The sequence below is a fragment of the Streptomyces beigongshangae genome, from assembly GCF_019710745.1.
In the GTDB taxonomy this organism is placed as follows: Bacteria; Actinomycetota; Actinomycetes; order Streptomycetales; family Streptomycetaceae; genus Streptomyces; species Streptomyces beigongshangae.
Genome location: NZ_JAHKJW010000027.1, coordinates 1 through 19,390, shown reverse-complemented (window position 1 = coordinate 19,390; position 19,390 = coordinate 1). Strand labels below are relative to the sequence as shown.

Sequence of the window (19,390 nt, the reverse complement as noted above, 5' to 3'; positions counted from 1 at the left end):
TTCATCTCGCGGCTCCCGCCCCGGTGGTCAACTCGCCCTCGTGAAGGCGTTGCACGAAGGCGTTCGTCCGAGGCTCGGCCGCCCACGGCGCGAGAGCGGTGGCAACGTCTTCGAGGTAGGTACGGGCACGGGTCGACTCCACCCGCTGTAAGAGCACCAGGGCCTGGTCGGCGTGGTCGAGTGCCTGGTCGAGGTCTCGTGCCTGGCAGGCGGCTGTGGCAACGACAGCCATGCGAAGGCCCACAGCCCGTGTCTGGTGGACGTCGGACAGTTTGCCCGCCTGCTGGCTCCAGCCGAGGGCGGCCTTGGGCTTGCGCAGATCGCGGAAGATCTCGGTGGCGTCCGCCGCGAGGCGGCCGTGGGTGACGTAGGAGAGCCGCGGGGAGTCCTGGGCCCCGGGGGTGATCTTGTCGAGCCAGGATTCCGCCCGGCTCAGCGCGGTGCTCGCCCCGGTCGCGTCTCCCATACGGGCCAGCGCACGCGCCTCGGCCAGCTTGGCGAAGGCCAGGACCCGGCGGGAAGCGTGACGGCGGCCGCGGTGGAAGGCCCCTTGGGCCATGTCGAGGGCCTGGTCCGGTGCGCCCTCCAAGAGGGTGTGCAGGGCCATGGTGGTCAGAACGTAGGTGCCCATTTCGACGTCGCCGCCGGCGCGCGCCAGGCGCAGTGCCTGCACGAAGTGCTGCTGGGCGGACGCACTGCGCCCGGCGTCGAACGCCGCCCAGGCCGCGACGCGGGACAACTCCGCGGTGATGGAGAACAGCTCACGCGCGGTCGCCTCCCCCTGCCGGGCATCGAGCAGAGGCAGGGCCCGTTCGTTCAGGCAGCGCCGGATCGAGCTCAACCGCCAGTTCGCGCCGCCGAACTGGGCGTCCCACACGCGGGCCTGCTCGGCCGCGTCCGTCAGCTCCTTCAGGTCCTGCGTGCCGATCAGCCGTGCGGCGCTGCTGCTCTCCTGCCCGGTGGAGGCGCAGTCCGAGGGGTGTGGCGGGAGCGTCGCGTTTATGGAGTCGGCGGGGACGGCGAGCCACCGAATGACCGGCAGCACGTAGCCGGACGCGGCGAACGCGCCGCACGGCCCGTCGGCGCCACTCCAGTGGGAGCGCGCACCCTTGATGGCCTCCTCACGGCCGCGAGGAAAATTCCAGCCGCGCGGTGCCTCTTCGGGGACTGCATCCATGCCGATCTCCTCCACCGTGACCGTTCTGCCGATCCGTTCGCTCAACGCGGTGGCGATGTACTGGGGCACGGGGTCCTTGGGCGTTGCTCCGGCGAGCCAGCGGGCGACACTGCTGTGCTTGTACGCCGTGGCATTCCCGGCATGCTCGGCCAGCTGGTTGACGCGGAAGGCGAGCCCTTTGTGACTCATGCCGTGCCCGTTGAGGAGCACAGCGAGCGCTGCGTTCGGCGTTCTGGGCCGACGGCCGGTCATCAAGCCTCCCGTGGTCTGGGGGAAGTAGGGGGCGCTGCACGTGCTCCGGGGCCGGCTTCGGCCCCCTGTGGTGCGGCAGCGGTCTGCTGTGGGCGGTGAGGGGGTCAGAAGTACTCGGACATCCACGGTTCGCGGTCAGCGGTGGCGCGAACGAGCTGGGCCACCGTTCGCGGCTCGCCGTGGACGCCGTCGAGAAGGGCCGCGGTCGTCGTGCGGTAGCCGCCCGCATACCAGTGGGCGAACTGGCGGGAAGTGAGAGCGATCCCGTGCCGCTCGCCGCAGTGCGGCGTCAAGTCCGCGGCGCCGCACGTGATGCGCAGGAGCAAAGCCGCAGACGGGCTGTCGTCATCGGCGCGCAGGGCTAGCGGGAGGGTGAGGTCGAGGTCCTGGGACCAGCCGCGGCGGCGAACAGCCTCGGCGGGGTCGAGGATGCGCAGCATCCAGGGGTGCCAGGAGGTGGCGCAGGCCGCCCCTGCACGGCGCAGATGGTTCTGCAGCAGCGGGACGGGCGGCAGGGCGGTGCGCTGGAACATGACGGTCGCAATGCGGCTGTGGTGGCGTCCGAGGAAGCCGAGCATGGCCGTGGCCGCCTCGCCGGTCGCCGCCCAGAAGTCGTGGACGACCAGGCGGCGGCCATCGGCACGGTCCCGGTCGAAGGCGATCGCGAGCAGCCCCTCTGGGGCCCGGTCTGGCAGGGCGAAGCGGTAGCGCGTCATGCCGGGGTGTTCGGCCTGCTGCCAGTGCGGCCACCAGGAGGGCCGCTGCCACGGCCCGTTCCATTCCCCAGCGAGTTTCTGCTGCCCCTCCCGGTCCTGATCGTCGGCGCCGTGGACGATTTCGAAGCCGCAGCCGTCGGTGATGCCGCGCAGCTCCTCGGTGGGCACCGTCCAGGAACAGACCTGGCTCGGCGCGGCCCAGCCCATACGGCGCCCGTACCCGGTGGAGGCGGTCCACGCGGTCGCCAGGACTGCGCCCTGCTCCTTCAGGGGCCGCAGCCGCTCTTCGAGCAGCGTCGACCACAGCCGGCTGCCCCGGGCTTCGGGCGCGATGCAGCCGCCCGCCAGGCAGGCTCCCGGGACCGGGCGGCCGCCGAAGAACTGAGGGACCGCGAGGCCCAGGCCGCCGCCAATGACGCGGCCGCCCAGCACGGCCACCCGAGCGTCGCCGTGCGCGCGAAGGCGGGCGACGTCCTGCACCCGGTGTCCGTAGCTGCGCACGGTCAGGTCCTGGTACTCCTGCCACAGTGCGTCGTCGGCTTCGACAACGGCCATCGGGGTGCTGACCGGCATCGGTACTTCCTTCTTCAGTAGGCGGTGGCGGTACGTACCGCTGTCGCGTCGGCGGGGACGAGGAAGGCACGGCTGAGAGTGATGACGCGCTGGTCGAACTGGTTGAAGGCGGTGGTGCGGACCGTGACGACGCCCTGATCGGGACGGCTGGCCGAGGCGCGGGCCGAAAGGATCTTGGTCTCGGCGCGTAGGGTGTCTCCGACGTGCACGGGCTGCTCGAAGTGCACGTCGTCCAGGGCGAGGTTGGCGGAGGTCAGGCCGCTGGTGGAGCGGACGCTCGCGCCGATGACCAGGCCCAGCGTGACGACTCCGCACACCAGGGGCCGCTTTCTGTCCGTCCGTTCGCAAAACTGCGCGTCACAGTGGACGGGGGCCACATTGCCGGTCAGCGCCAGGGTCATGGCGTGGTCGGTGTCGGTGACGGTCCGGGCCGGCCGGTGCTCGAGGGTCTGGCCGACCAGGGCGCCGAACTCCTCCAGGCCGCGGCCGACTACCTCACGCAGCCGGCCCTCGCCGACGGCCCGGTAGCCCTGCACGATGTTCGTCTCTGTCACTGGATGCCTCCGTGGATGGCGGGTTCGGTATGGTCCCCGGCCCGGTCGAGGACGGCGCGGGCTGCCGCGACGAGCGGGGGTCCCACCATCTGGCCGCCGGACCGGACCAGCCGGCCGCCGGCCCGGTCAGCGGCGCTCACGACCGCCTGGGCCTGTGTCACCTCTTCGCCGGTGGGGCAGAACGCCGCGCGGATGGTGAGGATTTGGTCGGGGTGCACGGCGCCCTTACCGGTGAACCCCAGATCGCGGGCCTCCTGCGCGTCGCGCTGCAGTCCCTGAGGGTTCGCGAGGTCGAAGTACGGCGAGTCGATCGACGGGATGCCGTGGGCGGCGGCGGCCGCAGCGATGGACGAGCGTGCCCACCACAGGGAACTGCTGGTGCGGCGGCACCCGGTGGCGGCGGCGTAGTCGGCCGCCCCGAAGACGACACCGTCCAGCACCGGCGAGGCGAAGATGTCGCCCAGGCGCAGCAGCGCACGGGGTGTCTCGATCAGCGCGCAGATACGCACGCCCGTCGCCGTCTCCTTCAGGACCTGGGCCACCAGTTCCAGCTCGCGGGCGGATTCCACCTTCGGCACGAGCAGGACGACCTCGCGCAGTCCAGCGTCGGCAACCGCCACCAGGTCTTTCAGCCCGTGCACGGTACCCGGTGCATTCACGCGCAGCCCAAGCACTGTCGCGCCGTGCACCGGGGCGGCGCCGAGATGGGCCACGGCCGCTATACGGGCGGTGTCCTTGCCGGACGGCGGGACGGAGTCCTCCAGGTCCAGCAGGGCGACATCGGGCTCCGCACGCAGCGCCGCTTCCAGCCGGCCGTCTGAGGGCGGCGTGATCAGCCAGGTTCCGCCGGGCGCGGTAGGGGGCGTGGTCATGACCGTCACCTGCCGACGAGGTGCTCGTCGACCAGCTGGGCGAGGGCGCCCACGGTCGTGACAGATGCGAGCCGGTCCTCGCCGATGGTGACGCCGTGCTCGGCCAGCAGCAGGTCCAGCTCGGCGATCGCCAGCGAGTCGAGACCGGCGTCCTCCAGGCTCACCTCCGGGTGCAAGGACTGCTCACCCACCTGCAGATGGCCGCTCAGGATGTCTTTCAGCATCGGGTTCACCGGGCTGCCTCCAGTCGGTGTGAAGGGTCCGGCCGGTCGGTCACGCAGGGCACGTCCGGCCAGGTGAGCGTGGTGGCGCCCCAGGTCAGGCCCGCACCGAACGCGGCCAGCAGGACCCGGTGGCCGGGGTGCAGTGCCCCGCCGCGTGCCGCGTGGGCGAGGGCGAAGGGGATCGACGCGGCGCTGGTGTTGCCCAGCAGGCTGATGTTCTCCAGTACGCGGGAGCCATCGAATCCCAGCCGACGCCCGACAGCGGCTGTGATCCGGGCATTGGCCTGGTGTGGAACGAACCGGTCGACGTCCCGCACGCTCCACCCCGCTGCGGCCGCCGCCTGCTCGGCGGCCTGGGACATGCGGGTGACAGCGTGCTGGAAGACCTTCTGGCCCTGCATACGCATGAACTTCCCGTGCGGTACCACCAACGTGTCCGCGTACCGGCCGTCAGCCCCCAGCAGCACCCCTCCCAGCGCCCCCGGTTCGTCCGCGTGCCCGCGGCGCACGACCAGCGCCGCAGCGCCGTCACCGAACAGCGGAGCAGTCACCGGGTCCTCGGGATCGGTCAGGTGCGACAGCCGGTCGACCGCGATGACCAGCGCCCGCTGCGCCGCTGCGCAGGCGATGAACCCGTGCGCCACCTGGAGGGCGTACAACAGCCCGGTGCACGCGGCGGCGATGTCGAAGGCCGCGATGCCGGTCAGGCCCAGGCGCGCGGCGACCGCCGGGGCCGTGGCGGGCATCCGGTGATCGGGTGTTGCCGTCGCCACAATCACGACGTCAGCGTCCCGCTTCCCGGCGGACTCCAGCGCTGCCGCTGCGGCCCGGACCGCGAGATCCGCCGTCGAGGTGCCCGCACTCGCGCAGATCCGCTGGGTGATCCCCGTGCGGGAGGTGATCCAGTCCGCGGGGACCCCCAGGCGCCCGCCGACCTCGGAATTGGAGACGATCGTGTCGGCCTCTGCCGTGCCCAGACCGCACAGCACCACGGCCGCAGGGGCCGGAGACGAATCCAGCACGGGCGCGGTCATAACGCTGCCTTCACAACGCGCGTGACCTCGTCGATCAGGTCCTCCTGCCCGGCTACGACCTGGCGCCGTCCCAGTTCGGCGAAGACCTCCAGGGGATCAACGCCCGCGGCCCCGGCGGCCGCCAGTACGCGCGGCTTGAATCCGGAGAAGACCCCGGCCAGGCCGGAGACCAGGCTCACCGAGTCGATGGCCGGCTGCTGGTCCATCAGCTGCTCCTGTGCCACATCTGCCGCGTGCAGCACGCCCCGAAGGTCGATGCCGGTGGGGTGTCCCATTTTGTGCAGCACCGCGACGAGGACCTCGAGCTGGGTGTTGCCCGCGCCCGCCCCGAAACCCCGCGCGCACGCGTCGATGACGCGGGCCCCGGCCTCGACTGCGGCCACGGAGTTGGCGACCGCCATCGACAGGTTGTTGTGCCCGTGGAAGATCACAGGCACGTCCACCGCCTCGGAGATGGCACCGATCCGTTCGGCGACATCGCCGGGCAGATAGTGCCCTGCGGAGTCCATGATCCCGACCGCCTGCGCCCCGTAGCCGACCGCGCGCGCACATTCCTCGGCGAGCCGGCCGGCGTCGGTCATGTGGCTCATCAAGAGTACGGCCTGCGCCTCCAGGCCCAGCTCACGCACGAGGCCAAGGTGCCGGCGGGTCACGTTGCCCTCGGTGCAGTGCGCCGCGATCCGTACGACGTCGGCGCCGAGATCAGCGGCGCGGCGGATGTCCTTGCCCGTGCCCCACCCGGGAACCATGAACACACCCATCCGGGCGTCCAACAGCGCCTCGCGGACGGTGACGAGCATCGTGGCGTCGTCCAGCCGCGCCTGCCCGATCTGGCGCGACGACGCACCGAGTCCGTTGCCGTGACCGACCTCGACCACCGGTATCCCGGCCGCGTTGGCGGCCTCGGCGTACGCACGCAGCTGCGCGGCGTCGAGTTGGTGGCGCACCGCATGCTGGCCGTCCCTTAGCGTCGGGTCGTGGACGGTCACCCGCTCGGTGGTGTCAGAACTCATGACTGGGTGCGCCTTCCTCGGGCGACGGCATGGCGCTCGGCCAGGACCACCGCGGCGGCATTGATGATCTCGATGTTCCCGGCGAAGGGCGGCAGCCGGTGCCCGCGGGCGGTAACGGTCACCGTGGCCCGGATGAGACCGTGGTCCACGGACAGAGAGCTGATTTCGTACCCGGGGGCGAACCCGCGGACCTCGCAGGCCGCGGCTTCGATTCCCTTGACCAGCGGCCCAGCCTTGATCTCGCAGGCGGCCACGGTGATCTGCGCACGGAAGGCGGGCGCCGGCAGGGCCGGGCTGATGGTGGACATCACCTTCGCGCGGGTGGCACCAGTCAGGCGCTGCACGGCGTACTCGGTGGTGGCGATGTACTCATCGAGGTTGTCCCGGGTGGCCGGACCGACGCTGGCGGAGGCCACGGTGGTGACTACCTCGACGTCATCGACCGTGCTGTGCTTGGCCACCTCGTCCAAGACGGGCAGGACGGCCTGTCCTGCGCAGCTGACCAGGCTCAGGTGACGGTTCGTTTCGGCCCGGGAGCCGTTGACTGTGGGTGCGACCATGCTGCCGCCGCTGCTCGGGGTGAGATCGACAAGGACGACACCAGAGGTGGCGAGCGCCGCCCAGTGGGCCGGATGCGCCTCCGCGGTGGTCGCGTCGAAGACGACATCGACATCCGCCCTCGTCACCGCCTTGACGCCCTCGGCGGAAACATCGCATCCCAGCTGCGCAGCTCGGCGCAGCGCACTGATGCTGCTTTCCCGTCCTGCGACGAGCGTGCAGGTCAGCAAGGGTGATGCGTTCAGACGCTCGGCCAGGTCGAGTCCGAGCATTCCGGCACCGATGACGGCCGCCTTCAGCCGGGGCGCCGCGCCTCTCCCCTCGTCAGGAGCCTCGCGAAAGAGAAGCGAGCGTGCGTCAGGTGACATGGAGCACCGCCTCGGGCAGATGGTGGGAGGAGACCGAGAGTGTCTGCCCGGCGTGCAGGGGGAGGCTGGCGTGCACCGCTCCGGCCAGCACGACATCGCCGGCCCGCAACCCGGCACCGAAGGACGAGAGCCGACGCGTCAGCCACAGCAGAGACCGGATCGGATCTCCCAAGATGGCCTTGCCGAAGCCGGACGCAGCGGAAGTACCGTTCACGCTGAGGGTCAGGTGCTCCTCGCCCAAGGCAGTCAGCAGTCCCGGCACCGGCGCGCCGAGAGATATCCGGGCACAGGCCGCGTTGTCCGCCACGCTGTCCATCAGCGTCAGCCCTTCGAGGCCGTACCGGCTGTCGATGACTTCCAGGGCGAGGAAGGTCTCTGCCACCGCCTGGCCGACTTCTTCCTCGGTGACCTCGCCAGCAAGGTCCTCCGCGAGCCGGAAGGCGATCTCTGCCTCGACGCGAGGCGAGAGCAGCTCCGCGGCGCACAGCCTCGCGTCGGGTCCGACGACCATGCTGTCCAGCAGAAGTCCGGAGTCGGGCTGGTCGATGCCGAACTGGAGCTGCATCGCCCTCGACGTGAGGCCTACCTTGTGCCCCACCACACGAGCACCCCTGCTGACGCGCAGCGCCGCGCCGTGCCACTGCACCCGGTATGCCTCGCCCAGCGTCACCCTACGGCGTCGGCTCAGCAGAGGTTCCGGCTGCCGCGTTGTCTCCGCTCTGCGCAGGCGCAGAGCTTCCTCATACTCCCAGGAGGCGGTACCGCCCGCCCCGAGAACACTTTCGACGAACGCCGGCTCCGCGGCGAGTAAAGCTCTGAACAGACAAGCCCCGCTCCGTACTTCCATGCCTCCATCACTCCCTCCTGTTGCGGCAGCACCACGCCGATGCGCGCTGGCGACATCCCACCGCCCAGTCCCCCGGAGAGGCAGGGCCCGCAAGGGGGCCCACGGACCGCGAGGGGGCCCACGCCAGCGGATCCGAGGAGGGCTGGGCGCGGTCCCGGCGCTGTCCGGTACACACGAAGCGCTGACTGCGGAGAACATCGCGCCGCCCGCTTGACATCGCAGTCCGGCACAGATCGCCAGCAGCCCTCCGCGCAGGGCGCGTGCATCTGGATGCACAGGCAGGTCCCTCCAACGAACGGCCAGCCCCGTGCGGGCCTGACGGTGCCCTTCAGGAAACCGGTGCGCGCCCGGCCCGGGGAGGCGAACAAGGGGGGCGAACAAATCGCGGACCTGTCGCGGCCCCTGCCGGTCATGAACCTGGCACCCTAGGCTCGCCCTGGCGGTCTTCGACGTACTCAAGGTCGGCCGCGAAAAAAGTGGAGGTCCGATGGCGAGACGAGCGCGCGGGCGCAACGAGCTGCTGGAGCGGTTGGTGGAGGCGGCAGGCATCAGCCACCGGCGGCTGGCCGCACGGGTGAATGAGCTCGGAGCCGGGGGCGGCGTCAACTTGAGGTACGAACACACCAGTGTGAACAACTGGGTCGTGCGGGGCATGATCCCCCGCGAACCCGTGCCGCCGCTTATAGCCGCTGCGCTGGCAGAACACCTCGGCCGACCGGTCGAACTCCATGAGATCGGCATGGGGCGCGGCACCGACGGCAGGGTTGACGTGGGATTAGATTTCCCAAGAGACACCGCCACAGCCGTCCGCACCGCGGCTACCCATTGGAGAACCGTGGACCGTCGCTTTTTCCTCACCGCTCAGGGAGCCTTCACCGTCGGCGCCTTCACCAGCCCGGTCACCCGCTGGACGGCGGTCCCGGCCGACCCCCCCTACGCCCACCACGGCGGCGGCCGCCGGGTGGGCCGCGCCGACATCGCCGAACTGTGGCAGGCCGCCGAGGAAGCCCGGCGGTGGGATTCCCGCTACGGGGGCGGGAACTGGAAGACCTCCTCCGTGACGGAGTGTCTTCGGCTTCGCGCGGCCCCCATGCTCACCGGCACCTACAGTGCCCCGGTGGGCCGTGAGCTGTTCGCCGCGACCGCTGAGCTGTCGCGGACGGTGGGCTGGGCGTGCTTCGATGCCGGCCAGCACGCCGCAGCCCAGCGCCACCTGGTGCAGGCTCTGCGCCTGGCCCGCGCCGCCGGCGACATCGAGACCGGCTGCTACGTCCTGACTACCATGTCCCTGGCCACCTACCTGCGCGGCCATCCCGAGCAGGCCGCCGACATGGCCGAGGCCGCCCATGAGCGGGGCAAAAATCACGCCGCACCCCGCGTGCTGGGATTCGCCAAGCTCGCCCAGGCCCGCGCTCACGCCCGGGCCGGACACCGCGCTGAGGCCGGCGCGGCCCTGTCGGCTGCCGAAAGGCACCTGGAGGCAATCCGACCCGGCACCCACGATCCCGAACAGCTGGCCTACTTCGGGTACGAGCGGCTGGCCACCGACGCCGTGGAGATCCACCGCGACCTGCGCAACCCTGACGAGGCGCTCCGCTGGAGCGAAGAGGCCGCACCCATGTCCGCCGACCGGTTCACCCGCGCCGTCGGCATCCGCAAGGCCGTCCTGGCCACCGCCCATCTCCAGCACGGCGACCTTGATCAGGGCCTCACCCACGCCCAGGCATCCCTGGACGTGCTCCAGGACCTGCGGTCCCCGCGGGCCCACGGTTACCTGCGCGACGGTCTCCGGGCACTGGCCCCCTGGCGCAAGGAGCAGCGCGTCGCGGATTTCGTGCACGATGCCCGGTCCCGCCTGTCGGTCGCCTGAACAGCTTTCTCGTTCCACCTGGCGGCGCTGAACTCGACGACAATAGGGTTTCGTGCGGGGCCCGTGCCGCGGTGACGGAGCCGGCATGGGCCCCGCATACAGCCCTCTGCTTAGAGGGCAACTGATCTGGTTTACAGGTGATTTGGTGCGTTCGAAGTGACTGCGGCAACGGTGAGTCGTTGCGTGACTCGTGAGTTCTCGACGCCCTTATCGCAGTGATGTCTCCGATGCCCGTTGGGCATTAATCGAGCCGCCTGCGCGTGCGCGGCGGACACCAGACGGCACAAACGCGCCCACCCGGCCGTCGTCTGGGCGAGCAGGGTGATGCGCAGCGGTGGCTCCACCACATGGGCGCCCCCGCGCACCGGCGTCCTGGGACGATCGGGCGCCGCAGCGGGCCCAGGAAGCGGGGCGACGGCGATGTCGACCCCGAAGAGGGGCCGGATCCCGGCGGCCGCCGCCGCGGTGGCGAAGCGGACCGTGCCCGCGACGGTGTCCCGATCGGTCAGCGCGAGCGTCGTCATCCCACGCTCGGCAGCCCGCTGCACCAAGGTGCGGGGGAGGGCTGCGCCGTAGCGGGCGGAGTAGCCAGAGGCGGCGCGCAGATGAGTAAATCCACGCCGTACACCCCCCTTTTTGTCCCCCCGGGCCCTTCCTGACCTGTGGCCTCTTCAGGTGTCCACCATACCCACGAATCGCACAAGTGTGCGAACAAGGGGGTGAGGGTTCGATGGATGAGGCGTTGCTCCGGGGCACGCCACCCAGCGCAACGCCGCTCATCTGCGCATGCCCGCCCATGCCCCCGTGGAGGAAAGCCGGGCACCGTCAGGGGGTGACGGCCCGCCAGATTGCCCCTTGCGCCTGGGGCCGGATCCACTCCCGGAGACCATCGAATCGAACTGGAATTCGATCCCCTGGTGGATGTAGCCTCCGCAGCGACGGCGAGACGGCAACAACCGCTGCGGGCCCGTCCCCAGGAAGGGAAGTGGTCGTCATCGAGTTACACGCCGACCCGGCTCTCACCGCCGCGGCGCACTGACCGGCCCGCCCTCTCCGGCCTCCCGTACTGCGTCTGCGGCGATCTACCCGCTATTCACCCAGAACGGGATGTCCTGATGTCCAGTGCCGCGCCGCCTCCGATCAGCGAACCGGACCCCTCCACCCACTCCTGCTCCAGCAGCTACGCCGGCCCTTGTTCCGGCTGCCAGCGCACCACGCACAAGTACGGCAGCGGGGGACTGCCCCTGTGCCAGTGGTGTCTGGCATCCGCCCGGCAGAACTGGGGTCCCGCCGTCCGCTTCACCAGCACCCGCACCCCCTGACAAAGGCAATGAAGTACAGCGCGTCGGTCGACTCATCAACCCGATCCTTGGATGAGCTCAGCATGATCGGACGGCTCTTACCGAACGATCCAGAGGGCTGCCCACCGATACCCGGAGCCGTCATCGATGTTCCCTGAACCGATCGCACGGCGACTCGCGCCTTCGGCAAGGGCGACCCTCTCGCGGGTCGTCCGCCCGCATGCCGCGCTCATGGGACGTTCCGCAGGACGGTCTCTGCTGTCGTCACGATCTGCGCTCAGCTATCAGGCGGTGGGGCGTCCCATGGCGCTGCGTCCGCCGGCCGGGATGGTTCTGCCTGTTGGGCCGTCCGGCGTACGGACGATCTGGGTGACGCTTTCGGCTGGAACCGCTGATTTTGTTGACACGCTTGTGGATCTCCGAGGGCCGGTCGGGGGCGCACAAGAGGTGTACGGAGAGATATGCGCGTCCGCGCGGGTGCACTCTGATTCGCGGATTCATCCGGCATGCCCTTTTTCGATGACAGCTTCTGATCGTCCGTCACTGTTTGCGCTCAGGTTCTTCTCGGGGTGATCGTCCCGGCAGCGGCAGGCGCCCATACCCACGACGCTACTTTCTGACACCGGGGAACTGCACAAGGTAGTAGCTTCCTGTTCCCGGCACTTCTGCCGGATGGCAAAGACCCCGGCACCGATGGTTGGTAGCCCGTGCGCCGGGGTCCTGTCGCTTCCAACGCCAGCGCGAAAACACAGGAGACCCCGATGTCACTGCGCCGACGCCGAATGCGTCTTCCGGCAGCCGCAATTGCAATTGCACGGAAAACGAGTCGCGAACGTATCATCCCGTTCCCGTGCCCGGCCCAAACCCCGGTGTGGCATGTCAGGGCTGTCACGCTTCGCGGGAGTCTGCCCATCGCCGCGATCGGCATTCCCCTGGCCGCGGCTCCGCCCGCGCATTCCCCGCAGGCACTGTCCCTCATCGTCCTTTTTCTGACCACTGCTCACGGGTCCATGCTGGTTCACCAGTGGATTTACCGCCGCTGAGATGACCGCGGGCGGGCGCGAGCCGACGCTCGCGCTCCACCGCCTCCAGCCCTGCCCGGCCCCCTTCGTGACAGGACGGCCGGTACAGATACCCGCCCAGCACTCCGAAAGAGGACCCGTGTCCCCTCATTCCCGCACCCGAACGGCGGAAGGCACGCTGCGGCCCGCCCGCTCCGTCCCCTCGGCCGATCCCGCCCGCGCCAGCCGCTGCACCGAAGCCCTGCGCGACATCGCCGAGGACTGCAACGTCGTCTCCGAGGCCCTGCTGCTCAGCGCGTACAGCGCGGCCCCGCCCAACGACGACCTCCTCCAGCACCTCGTCAGCCTCCAGAACCTGGTGGAGGAGGCGATCGGAGCCGTCGTCGTCCGCCAGCGCACCCAGGGCGAACCCCTCGCGGACCTCGCACCGATCGTGAAACGCACCGAAGACCGGCTGCGCAAAAAGTACGACCCGCTCCTGGTCGACCGCGCCCTGGCCACTCGCCACCGTCCCAAGCCGGCCACGCCCGCCCACCACACCACGGCCACCACCGGCACTCCGACCCTGCGCCAGCCGCGCCAGCGCCTGGCGAGCGCCTTGACCCTGATGCGCAACGGCTCCGGCCGCCGCCAGCGCGAACTCGCTGAGCAGATGGGTGTCCACGAGTCCTATATCTCCCGCATGCTCTCCGGCCAGCGCGACCTCTCCTGGAGACACGTCAGGATTATCTGCGAGGCCTGCGAGTTCGACCCCGAGCTGATGAAACCGCTGTGGGAAGTGGCCGCCGGCGTCCAGCCCTCCAACGCCGACCACCCCGTCCAGTACCTGCGCACCTATCTGCGGGGCCTGCACTACGCGTTCGGCTCACCGAAACCCGGCGTCGCCCTCGCCGCCGCCCAGCACGCCCTCAGCGCCGACGACCTCCACCGCGCGCTGCACGGTCCCGGCGTCCCCGACTGGCCGGTGATCGAACAACTCACCATCGCCCTGCAGAGCCTGCCCAACATCACCCGACCGCTGTGGCGCCGCGCCCAGCGGGCCGCCGAAAACGGCCCCACCACCATCTGATCCGCCTGCCTACCGTCAGGGGGAAGGACCATGAAGCCCGCACCGCCCGCCTCATCCCTCCTCACCCACGCCTTCTACGCCTTCTACGACCTGCACCGCCCGGCCTACCACGCCTACGCCGCCGCCCGCCTGCCGCCGGAGGAAGCCCAGCTCAGCGTCACCCAGCTCTTCGACCTCATCGCCGGCAACTGGACATGGATCATGACTCAGCACCCCTCCGCCTGGGCATGGAAAGAGCACACCCGGGCCGTCGCTTACCGCGCCGGCCGCCTCCCGACCCCTGCCGAGGACGCCGCGCTCCTCCACGACGACCTCTGCCTGAGCCTCGACCGCATCGCCACCATCACCGGCACCGACCCCGCCCAGGTCACCGCGCTCCTGGCCGCCGCCCGCCGCATTCGCCACCGACGACGGCTGGGTCGGAGCAGCGCCTGAGCGGGGCGGCGGCGGTGGCGGTCCGGGTGAGCGGCTCGCGCACGGTCGTAGCGTTCTGTTTGGACGCTGATCGAGGTGCTGGAGAACTTCGCCGGCTACCGCGCCCGCACCGGCGCCTACCGGACGGTTCCCATCGACGGCCTGCTGGAGGAGGTCGACCGCCTGGCCGACCAGTACGACGACGGCCTGCCGGGCAGTCCGGCTTGGGGGATGGACACCTGGACCGCGTGGGCGATGGCACGTCTGGCCCGTCATCCGGATGAGCACGGCTACGCCATGGGCCACCTGGACGACGAACGCCGGTCCTCGGACTGAGCGAAGCTCAGGCGCCGGCCTTCAGCGCGCGCAGAGCGGCGCCCTCGCCGGATCACCCGGCACCATACCGGCGCGCTCAGCCCGATCCGCCGATCGCTGGGAACGGAGCGGCCACCCGCAGCTCGGCCCAGACCCGTTTGGTCTGCGACCGTGCGGTGGAGCTGCCCGTGGTCTCGTGTCCCCACCGGTCGGCGATCTGATCGAGCAGAAACAGGCCCCGGCCGCAGACGTCGTCGGAACGCGGCGTGCACAGCTGCGGAATCCGGGCGGGGGTGTAGTCCGCCACGGCGAAGAGCAGCAGGACGGGGGCCGGGCGGTCGACATGGACGCGGATGCGCGGGCCGTCGGCGTGCCGGACTGCGTTCGCGACCAGTTCGGAGACGAGCAGCATCCCGGTGTCGGTGTGCTCTTCGAGGTTCCAGCAGGCCAGTGCGGCACGGACCAGGGACCGTGCTTGCTGTGCGGCCTGCGGGACGCGTTCCAGCTCCAGTGTGTAGCCGGGGTGTCCGGTCGGGTTGTTGGTCATGTACGGCCTTCGGTGGTGCGGGTCGGTCAGGCATCTGAGCGGGCCCGCCTGCTGCCGGAGGGTAAGCAGGGCACGGGCGTAGGTGGCGAGCCGCTCCAGGTCGGCGTCGGAGGTGCCGGCGCTGGCGTCGAGCGTGCGGCGGCTGGCGGCGAGGACGTGGTCGGCCGCGTCTCGCCAGGCGCCCGAAAGGCGGGGGGCGGCCGCGGCGAGTTCAGGGATCAGCAGCTGCAGGTGCCCGCGCAGCAGGATACCGATGAGGTCGCGGTCGCTGAGCGGCACCGACCTCACGGCCCACAGCACGGTCCTGCACGTCCGCTCGATGACCTGGGCGTCGATGATGTCGGTGCTGCCGGGCTCGCCCGCCCGGCTCGGCGGTGCCGGCGTCAAGGACGATGGCGTCCCGCTGCTCGCAGCTCCCATGGCCGCCTCCCCGCTTCCTGAGCGATCGTCACGTCACGCTCTACGCAAGCAGCCGGACGGCGGCAGGCGCGACGCCGCAGCGATGCAAGAACGATGAAAGTCCGGCCGGAGAGGGTGAACCGTCCCCGGTACCGGGGACAGGACGAAGAGGGGGCGGGTACGGTCGCCGCACCTTTCCACCGCCGACTTCCGGAGCCCGGCATGGCCGACCGCCGCAGCGCCATTCCCAATACGGTGCTCCGCCGCGTGCGAGAGGACGAATTCCAGATGAGCCGGATGGAGTTCGCTGCGGCAGTGCGCCAGGCGGGCGAGGAGATGAACGAGCACATCGGGTGCGGGTCGCGCCTGGTGGCGGCCTGGGAGGACGGGGAGGTCAGCTGTCCCCGGTCGGTCTACCGGCGCATCCTGACCCGGATGACCGGCCGCAGCATGCACGAACTCGGCTTCCGGACCGCCGCGGCGGCCGCGGCGCCCAGACCACCACGGGAGGAGCGTGATCCGGTGGACCGGCGCGAATTCCTACGGGACGGGGCGGGGGCCGTGCTGGGGCTCCCGGCTGACGGGGCCGGTTCGCCCGGGCGGATCGGCGCGGTCCACGTGCGCGCCGTGAACCGGGCAGTGGCCACGCTGTATGCCGAAGACCACGAGCACGGCTCGGTCGCGCTGCGGCAGGAGGCGTCCCGGGCCCTGCACCGGGCCTACCAGTGGCTGCAGAACGGCACGTTGCGCGCGAGCACCGAGGTCAAGCTCCGCGTCGCGGTCGGCTCCCTGTCGATCGCCGCGGGCTGGCTGTCCTTCGACTCCGGGCGCCCGGGCGATGCGCACTCGCTGTACGGCGAGGCGCTCGCGGCCGCCCGGATCTCCGGCGACCCGCAGCTGGAGGCGCACGCCTTCGGCTGTCTGAGCCTGCTGGCCCGGGCCCAGGGGCGACCGCGCGAGGCCATCGCGGCCGCGCAGGGAGCGCAGACCGTTGCCCGGGATCTCGGCAGTCCCCGCCTGGTGAGCCTGTTCCACATGCGCGAGGCCCGGGGATGGGCCCTGATCGGCGATGCCGCCGCGACCGACCAGGCGATCATCAAGGCGCACCGTCTCTACGCCAAGGGACCCGCAGACGCCGATCCGCCCTGGCTGGACTTCTATGCGCCCGGCGAGCTGGCCGGGCTGGAAGCGCTGGCCCGGGCCGATCTGGGGCAGCACGAGCGAGCCGCCGCCGGAGCGGAGCAGGCGGTGCTGCTGCACGGCGGCGCCTTCGCGCGCAATTCCGCCCTGTACACGGCGGACATCGCCATCCAGCATGCAGTAGGGGACCGGCCCGAGCCGGAGGCCGCTGCCGACGCCGCGGGCCGGGTCCTGGCCTACCTCCCCGAGGTGCGCTCCGACCGGCTGCTGCAGTCGCTGCACGACGTCGCGGGCGCGCTCCAGCGGCACAGCCGTGTTCCCGCGGTCGCCGGCTGGCTCAAGGAGTACCGCACGATCGCCGCCATAAGAGGAGGACAGGCGTGAGCACCCCCGGTACCCGCGCCGACGTCGTGATCCGCACCTACGGGCCCGGGCAGGTGCTGCCGCTGGTCGACACGATCGCCGACCTGTGGGCCGACGCCCACCCGGAGATCGTGGACACCCCGGGCGCGGCGAGCGACGGCCTGTCCGTACCGGCACTGCGCCGCCAAATCACGCACCATCTCCGCAACCATGCGGAGGGCTTCACCCTGGTCGCGGCGTACGCGCACGGGTCGATGGTGGGCTTCGGCTACGCCTTCCCGTGCACGCCGGAATACTGGTTCGGCTCCGAGCTGCTGCCGCAGATCCCCGAACGCGCGCGCACCGGGCGATTGATGGGACTGTGCGAACTCGCCGTGACGCCGGCCTGGCAGGGCCAGGGCATCGGCACCCGGCTGCACACCGCGCTCCTGACCGCGATCGATCCGCAGTGGTCCTCGCTGCTGGTCCGGCCGGACAACACCGGCGGACGGGCGCTGTACGAGCGGCTTGGCTACCGGTACGCGGGCCCGTACCGCAACGAGCCCGGCGGCCTGGTGTATGACCTTCTGCTGCTGCGGGTCGACGGCTCCTGAAGGAGAAGATGAACCCTTTCCAACCTGACGGGCGGTTGGGCTGGTGCCACGGCGGTGGGCATGAAGAAAGCTCCTAGTAGACGGGTTCACGACCAAGATCACCAGTCCGCCAGGAGCTTCGCGTGCTTGTCTACCCGTCCGCTGTCGATCTGTCCAGCCGCACCCTGCAGCGCCTCTCCGGCTTTCTCGCAGGGCACCGACGCCGCATCGGTTCCCGATGGCGTCGCCTCACCTGCAGCCGGCAAGCCCTGCTCGCCCTGGCCCACCTGCGCTGCGGTGACACCTACGCCCGCCTCGCCGCAGGGTTCCACATCGGGATCGCCACGGCCTACCGCCACATACGCGAGGCCGTCAACCTCTTGGCCAGCCTGGCGCCCACGCTGGAGCAGCAGTCTGGGCGAACGCGCCATGGCAATCCTCAAGTGCTGGCGGCTCCTGCAAAAACTCCGCTGCAGCACCACCCGGGTCACCGTCGTCGCCCTCGAACTCACCAACTGATCAAGATGGAAAACCTTCAGTGGTTTCTGTGGTCAGCTACCTCGTCACGCGTCGAATGACTAAAGCGGCAGAGGTTCAAGCCGCTGCGGCAAGGGAAGCCCCGCTTTTGGGCCCCTGCGGGCAGCCCGCACGTGCGAGGAGTCGATCACCGCCCGCTCCCAGTCCAGTTGGTTCTTCGCCCGCAGCTTCTGTCTCATGTCCATAGCCTTGCGGCTGCGTCGTGGCGCAGCCACCAGCGCGGCTGCGCTGGTTCTCGCATTGGGGCTCGTGGAGGTGTCGGCCTCACAGGTCGAGACCGCGCCGACGGCGAAGCGGAAGTGGATGCGCTCGTAGCAGCGGAGACCGCCCAGGCCTAGGCGCTGCGGCGCAAAGCGGCGGAGCGCGCCAGCCCCAAATGAGATACCGCAATAGTTTACTCGGCCTCCAACCACGGGTTGACGCTGCCGCCGCGCCCGTACAGATAGTGTCCGCCATAACGCGGAGGCAGCTCGGGGCTGCGCACCTCTGAGATCGGTTCAACCAGCCCAACAGGAAGCAGCAAGGGGGAAGCAGCAAAAGCATGACAGCCACACCCAGGCCCCCTGGGCTTCCCCGTCTTACGAATGCTCGGAACGAACCCAGGAAAAGAGGTATGGAAGCATGAGGTTGACACATTCGCTCACCGTGATCGGTGCGACGGCGGCAATGCTCGTGGGGGGCGTGGTCGCTGCGCCGACCGCATCGGCAGCTTCGCGGACAGTAGAGCTCTACACCAAAGACGCCGCTCCTGGCGGCTACGCCAAGATGACGGTCAACTGGTACAACAACAGCTACGGGGCCTACAAGGGCACCGTGACGGGGGTTCTGACGGACCGCGAGGCGGACGGCTGGTGCGTGCAGACGTTCGTGATCGAGGACGGTGACTGGGTTCGGCAGAAGCCTACGGCGTGCCCGAAGGGTGAATGGCAGAGGATCTCGCACACCTACCACAACGTTCGCAACGTGCAGGTCGCAGTGTGCCTGGTCAAGAACCCGACTGGGGCGGCAAGTTACTGCAGGATCGGCTAGTACTCCAGCAGGATTTCGCTGTCTGACCTGTGGGTTTGGCTGGGCGGCTGGAGTGTAGCGGGCCGGGGCATGGTCAGGGACGGTCTCACGGAGGCCGCCCCTCGAACGTGCGACAACGCCGCCGATAACGACAGCGATAAGGGCAAGGTCTCCTGGTGATGACCGAGCGTTCTGCCGCGTAATGGAACCTGGGGGGCGACGCACACGCCGTCCCGATATTTGGGGCCAGCTCAGGTGCGGCATACCCCTGAGTAGCAAGCGCCAGCGGCTGTCCTCACACCGGTTCGTCGGGGTCACTTTCCACCGGCATCGCAGGCAGACGGCCTTCGAGAGACCGTCGAGCTTCCGCAAGCTGCGACTCCGCATGTTGCAGGGCAGCGATCAGCTTCGGAAGCCCTGCGTTTGCGGCCGGATCGGCATCAGTACCATCGGTGTACATGTCGAGGGTGCGTGCCAGCTCAAGGAGGGCGTCACGCGCCGCTCGCTGTTCGTCCTCTTCAACCTCCTCCGAGAACTTGAGCCACTTGGCTTCCTTATCGGCGGCTTCTTGGGCGGCAAGCGCGACAATGAGCCTTTTCCAACCTCATGCCGAGGCGTGATGAAGGACGAGGACGGCCTGGACGA

19 protein-coding genes and 3 pseudogenes are annotated in these 19,390 nt (G+C 70.1%); 11 read left to right on the top strand and 11 right to left on the bottom strand.

What is annotated here, in order from left to right:
- Position 1: 1 nt before the first annotated feature.
- The 9 genes from KM933_RS21580 to KM933_RS21540 all read right to left on the bottom strand — a co-directional run bounded on the left by KM933_RS21580 (position 2) and on the right by KM933_RS21540 (position 7,906).
- Positions 2–1,429, bottom strand: a complete 1,428-nt coding sequence (locus tag KM933_RS21580; protein ID WP_221354638.1) for an NsdA family TPR-like regulatory protein — start codon at positions 1,427–1,429, stop codon at positions 2–4.
- 104 nt (positions 1,430–1,533) lie between these two features.
- Complete coding sequence (locus KM933_RS21575; protein ID WP_221354636.1) at positions 1,534–2,718, bottom strand: GNAT family N-acetyltransferase; 1,185 nt, start codon at positions 2,716–2,718, stop codon at positions 1,534–1,536.
- 14 nt (positions 2,719–2,732) lie between these two features.
- Entirely contained in the window at positions 2,733–3,272 is a 540-nt protein-coding gene (locus tag KM933_RS21570; protein ID WP_221354634.1) for a MaoC family dehydratase, read from the bottom strand.
- A complete protein-coding gene (locus KM933_RS21565) occupies positions 3,269–4,144 on the bottom strand; it encodes an HpcH/HpaI aldolase/citrate lyase family protein (RefSeq protein WP_221354631.1) in 876 nt (291 codons plus the stop codon). The genes KM933_RS21570 and KM933_RS21565 overlap by 4 nt, the downstream gene beginning before the upstream one ends.
- Positions 4,145–4,149: 5 nt before the next feature.
- Complete coding sequence (locus tag KM933_RS21560; RefSeq protein WP_260333938.1) at positions 4,150–4,368, bottom strand: acyl carrier protein; 219 nt, start codon at positions 4,366–4,368, stop codon at positions 4,150–4,152.
- Between the two features lie 5 nt (positions 4,369–4,373).
- Entirely contained in the window at positions 4,374–5,390 is a 1,017-nt protein-coding gene (locus tag KM933_RS21555; protein ID WP_308013495.1) for a beta-ketoacyl-ACP synthase 3, read from the bottom strand.
- An 8-nt stretch (positions 5,391–5,398) separates the two neighbouring features.
- Positions 5,399–6,415, bottom strand: a complete 1,017-nt coding sequence (dmpG, locus tag KM933_RS21550; RefSeq protein WP_221354626.1) for a 4-hydroxy-2-oxovalerate aldolase — start codon at positions 6,413–6,415, stop codon at positions 5,399–5,401.
- Positions 6,412–7,341 carry an acetaldehyde dehydrogenase gene (locus tag KM933_RS21545; protein ID WP_260333937.1) on the bottom strand — a complete coding sequence of 310 codons (930 nt, stop codon included), beginning with the start codon at positions 7,339–7,341 and terminating at the stop codon, positions 6,412–6,414. The genes dmpG and KM933_RS21545 overlap by 4 nt, the downstream gene beginning before the upstream one ends.
- The gene (locus KM933_RS21540; RefSeq protein WP_260333936.1) at positions 7,331–7,906 is read right to left on the bottom strand and encodes a 2-keto-4-pentenoate hydratase; all 576 of its coding nucleotides are present in this window, start codon (positions 7,904–7,906) and stop codon (positions 7,331–7,333) included. Before KM933_RS21540 ends, KM933_RS21545 begins: the two co-directional genes overlap by 11 nt.
- 769 nt (positions 7,907–8,675) lie before the next feature.
- On the opposite strand from KM933_RS21540, the gene KM933_RS21535 reads away from it, so the two are divergent.
- Complete coding sequence (locus KM933_RS21535) at positions 8,676–10,058, top strand: NsdA family TPR-like regulatory protein (RefSeq protein ID WP_221354623.1); 1,383 nt, start codon at positions 8,676–8,678, stop codon at positions 10,056–10,058.
- A gap of 190 nt (positions 10,059–10,248) precedes the next feature.
- Positions 10,249–10,350 (top strand): annotated as a pseudogene (locus KM933_RS40645) (IS5/IS1182 family transposase); the annotation flags it as partial.
- On the opposite strand, the pseudogene KM933_RS21530 reads toward KM933_RS40645, so the two are convergent.
- Positions 10,307–10,663, bottom strand: a pseudogene (locus KM933_RS21530) (PHP domain-containing protein); the annotation flags it as partial. The pseudogenes KM933_RS40645 and KM933_RS21530 sit on opposite strands and share 44 nt — an antisense overlap.
- 510 nt (positions 10,664–11,173) lie before the next feature.
- Between KM933_RS21530 and KM933_RS21525 the strand changes: the two are divergent.
- The 4 genes from KM933_RS21525 to KM933_RS21510 all read left to right on the top strand — a co-directional run bounded on the left by KM933_RS21525 (position 11,174) and on the right by KM933_RS21510 (position 14,200).
- Positions 11,174–11,380, top strand: a complete 207-nt coding sequence (locus KM933_RS21525; RefSeq protein ID WP_221354621.1) for a hypothetical protein — start codon at positions 11,174–11,176, stop codon at positions 11,378–11,380.
- 1,140 nt (positions 11,381–12,520) lie between these two features.
- Positions 12,521–13,450, top strand: a complete 930-nt coding sequence (locus tag KM933_RS21520; protein WP_221354619.1) for a helix-turn-helix domain-containing protein — start codon at positions 12,521–12,523, stop codon at positions 13,448–13,450.
- Between the two features lie 30 nt (positions 13,451–13,480).
- Entirely contained in the window at positions 13,481–13,885 is a 405-nt protein-coding gene (locus tag KM933_RS21515; RefSeq protein WP_221354617.1) for a hypothetical protein, read from the top strand.
- Between the two features lie 75 nt (positions 13,886–13,960).
- Entirely contained in the window at positions 13,961–14,200 is a 240-nt protein-coding gene (locus KM933_RS21510; protein ID WP_221354802.1) for a hypothetical protein, read from the top strand.
- 76 nt (positions 14,201–14,276) lie between these two features.
- On the opposite strand, the gene KM933_RS39530 is transcribed toward KM933_RS21510, so the two are convergent.
- On the bottom strand, positions 14,277–15,113 hold the full coding sequence (locus KM933_RS39530) for a DUF6415 family natural product biosynthesis protein (RefSeq protein WP_260333934.1): 837 nt from the start codon (positions 15,111–15,113) through the stop codon (positions 14,277–14,279).
- A 279-nt stretch (positions 15,114–15,392) separates the two neighbouring features.
- Between KM933_RS39530 and KM933_RS21500 the strand changes: the two genes are divergently transcribed.
- The 5 genes and pseudogenes from KM933_RS21500 to KM933_RS21480 form a co-directional block, all read left to right on the top strand.
- On the top strand, positions 15,393–16,649 hold the full coding sequence (locus KM933_RS21500; RefSeq protein ID WP_308013494.1) for an NsdA family TPR-like regulatory protein: 1,257 nt from the start codon (positions 15,393–15,395) through the stop codon (positions 16,647–16,649).
- Positions 16,646–17,221: a GNAT family N-acetyltransferase gene (locus tag KM933_RS21495; RefSeq protein WP_221354613.1), complete on the top strand. Its 576-nt coding sequence runs from the start codon at positions 16,646–16,648 to the stop codon at positions 17,219–17,221. Before KM933_RS21500 ends, KM933_RS21495 begins: the two co-directional genes overlap by 4 nt.
- Before the next feature lie 122 nt (positions 17,222–17,343).
- Positions 17,344–17,610 (top strand): annotated as a pseudogene (locus KM933_RS21490) (transposase family protein); the annotation flags it as partial.
- Between the two features lie 748 nt (positions 17,611–18,358).
- Positions 18,359–18,766, top strand: coding sequence for a hypothetical protein (locus KM933_RS21485; RefSeq protein ID WP_221354611.1), 408 nt, complete (start codon positions 18,359–18,361; stop codon positions 18,764–18,766).
- A gap of 364 nt (positions 18,767–19,130) precedes the next feature.
- Positions 19,131–19,390, top strand: a 260-nt coding sequence (locus KM933_RS21480; RefSeq protein ID WP_221354609.1) for a hypothetical protein, incomplete at its 3' end; no start/stop codon positions are given.

Excerpts from the sequence above, each read along its gene's own strand:
- KM933_RS21545 (WP_260333937.1), bottom strand. The coding sequence starts at position 7,341 with ATGTCACCTGACGCACGCTCGCTTCTCTTTCGCGAGGCTCCTGACGAG.
- KM933_RS21575 (WP_221354636.1), bottom strand. The coding sequence starts at position 2,718 with ATGCCGGTCAGCACCCCGATGGCCGTTGTCGAAGCCGACGACGCACTG.
- KM933_RS21515 (WP_221354617.1), top strand. The coding sequence starts at position 13,481 with ATGAAGCCCGCACCGCCCGCCTCATCCCTCCTCACCCACGCCTTCTAC.
- KM933_RS21525 (WP_221354621.1), top strand. The coding sequence starts at position 11,174 with ATGTCCAGTGCCGCGCCGCCTCCGATCAGCGAACCGGACCCCTCCACC.
- KM933_RS21565 (WP_221354631.1), bottom strand. The coding sequence starts at position 4,144 with ATGACCACGCCCCCTACCGCGCCCGGCGGAACCTGGCTGATCACGCCG.
- KM933_RS21535 (WP_221354623.1), top strand. The coding sequence starts at position 8,676 with ATGGCGAGACGAGCGCGCGGGCGCAACGAGCTGCTGGAGCGGTTGGTG.
- KM933_RS21560 (WP_260333938.1), bottom strand. The coding sequence starts at position 4,368 with ATGCTGAAAGACATCCTGAGCGGCCATCTGCAGGTGGGTGAGCAGTCC.
- KM933_RS21540 (WP_260333936.1), bottom strand. The coding sequence starts at position 7,906 with ATGCAGCTCCAGTTCGGCATCGACCAGCCCGACTCCGGACTTCTGCTG.
- KM933_RS21580 (WP_221354638.1), bottom strand. The coding sequence starts at position 1,429 with ATGACCGGCCGTCGGCCCAGAACGCCGAACGCAGCGCTCGCTGTGCTC.
- KM933_RS21485 (WP_221354611.1), top strand. The coding sequence starts at position 18,359 with ATGAGGTTGACACATTCGCTCACCGTGATCGGTGCGACGGCGGCAATG.
- dmpG (WP_221354626.1), bottom strand. The coding sequence starts at position 6,415 with ATGAGTTCTGACACCACCGAGCGGGTGACCGTCCACGACCCGACGCTA.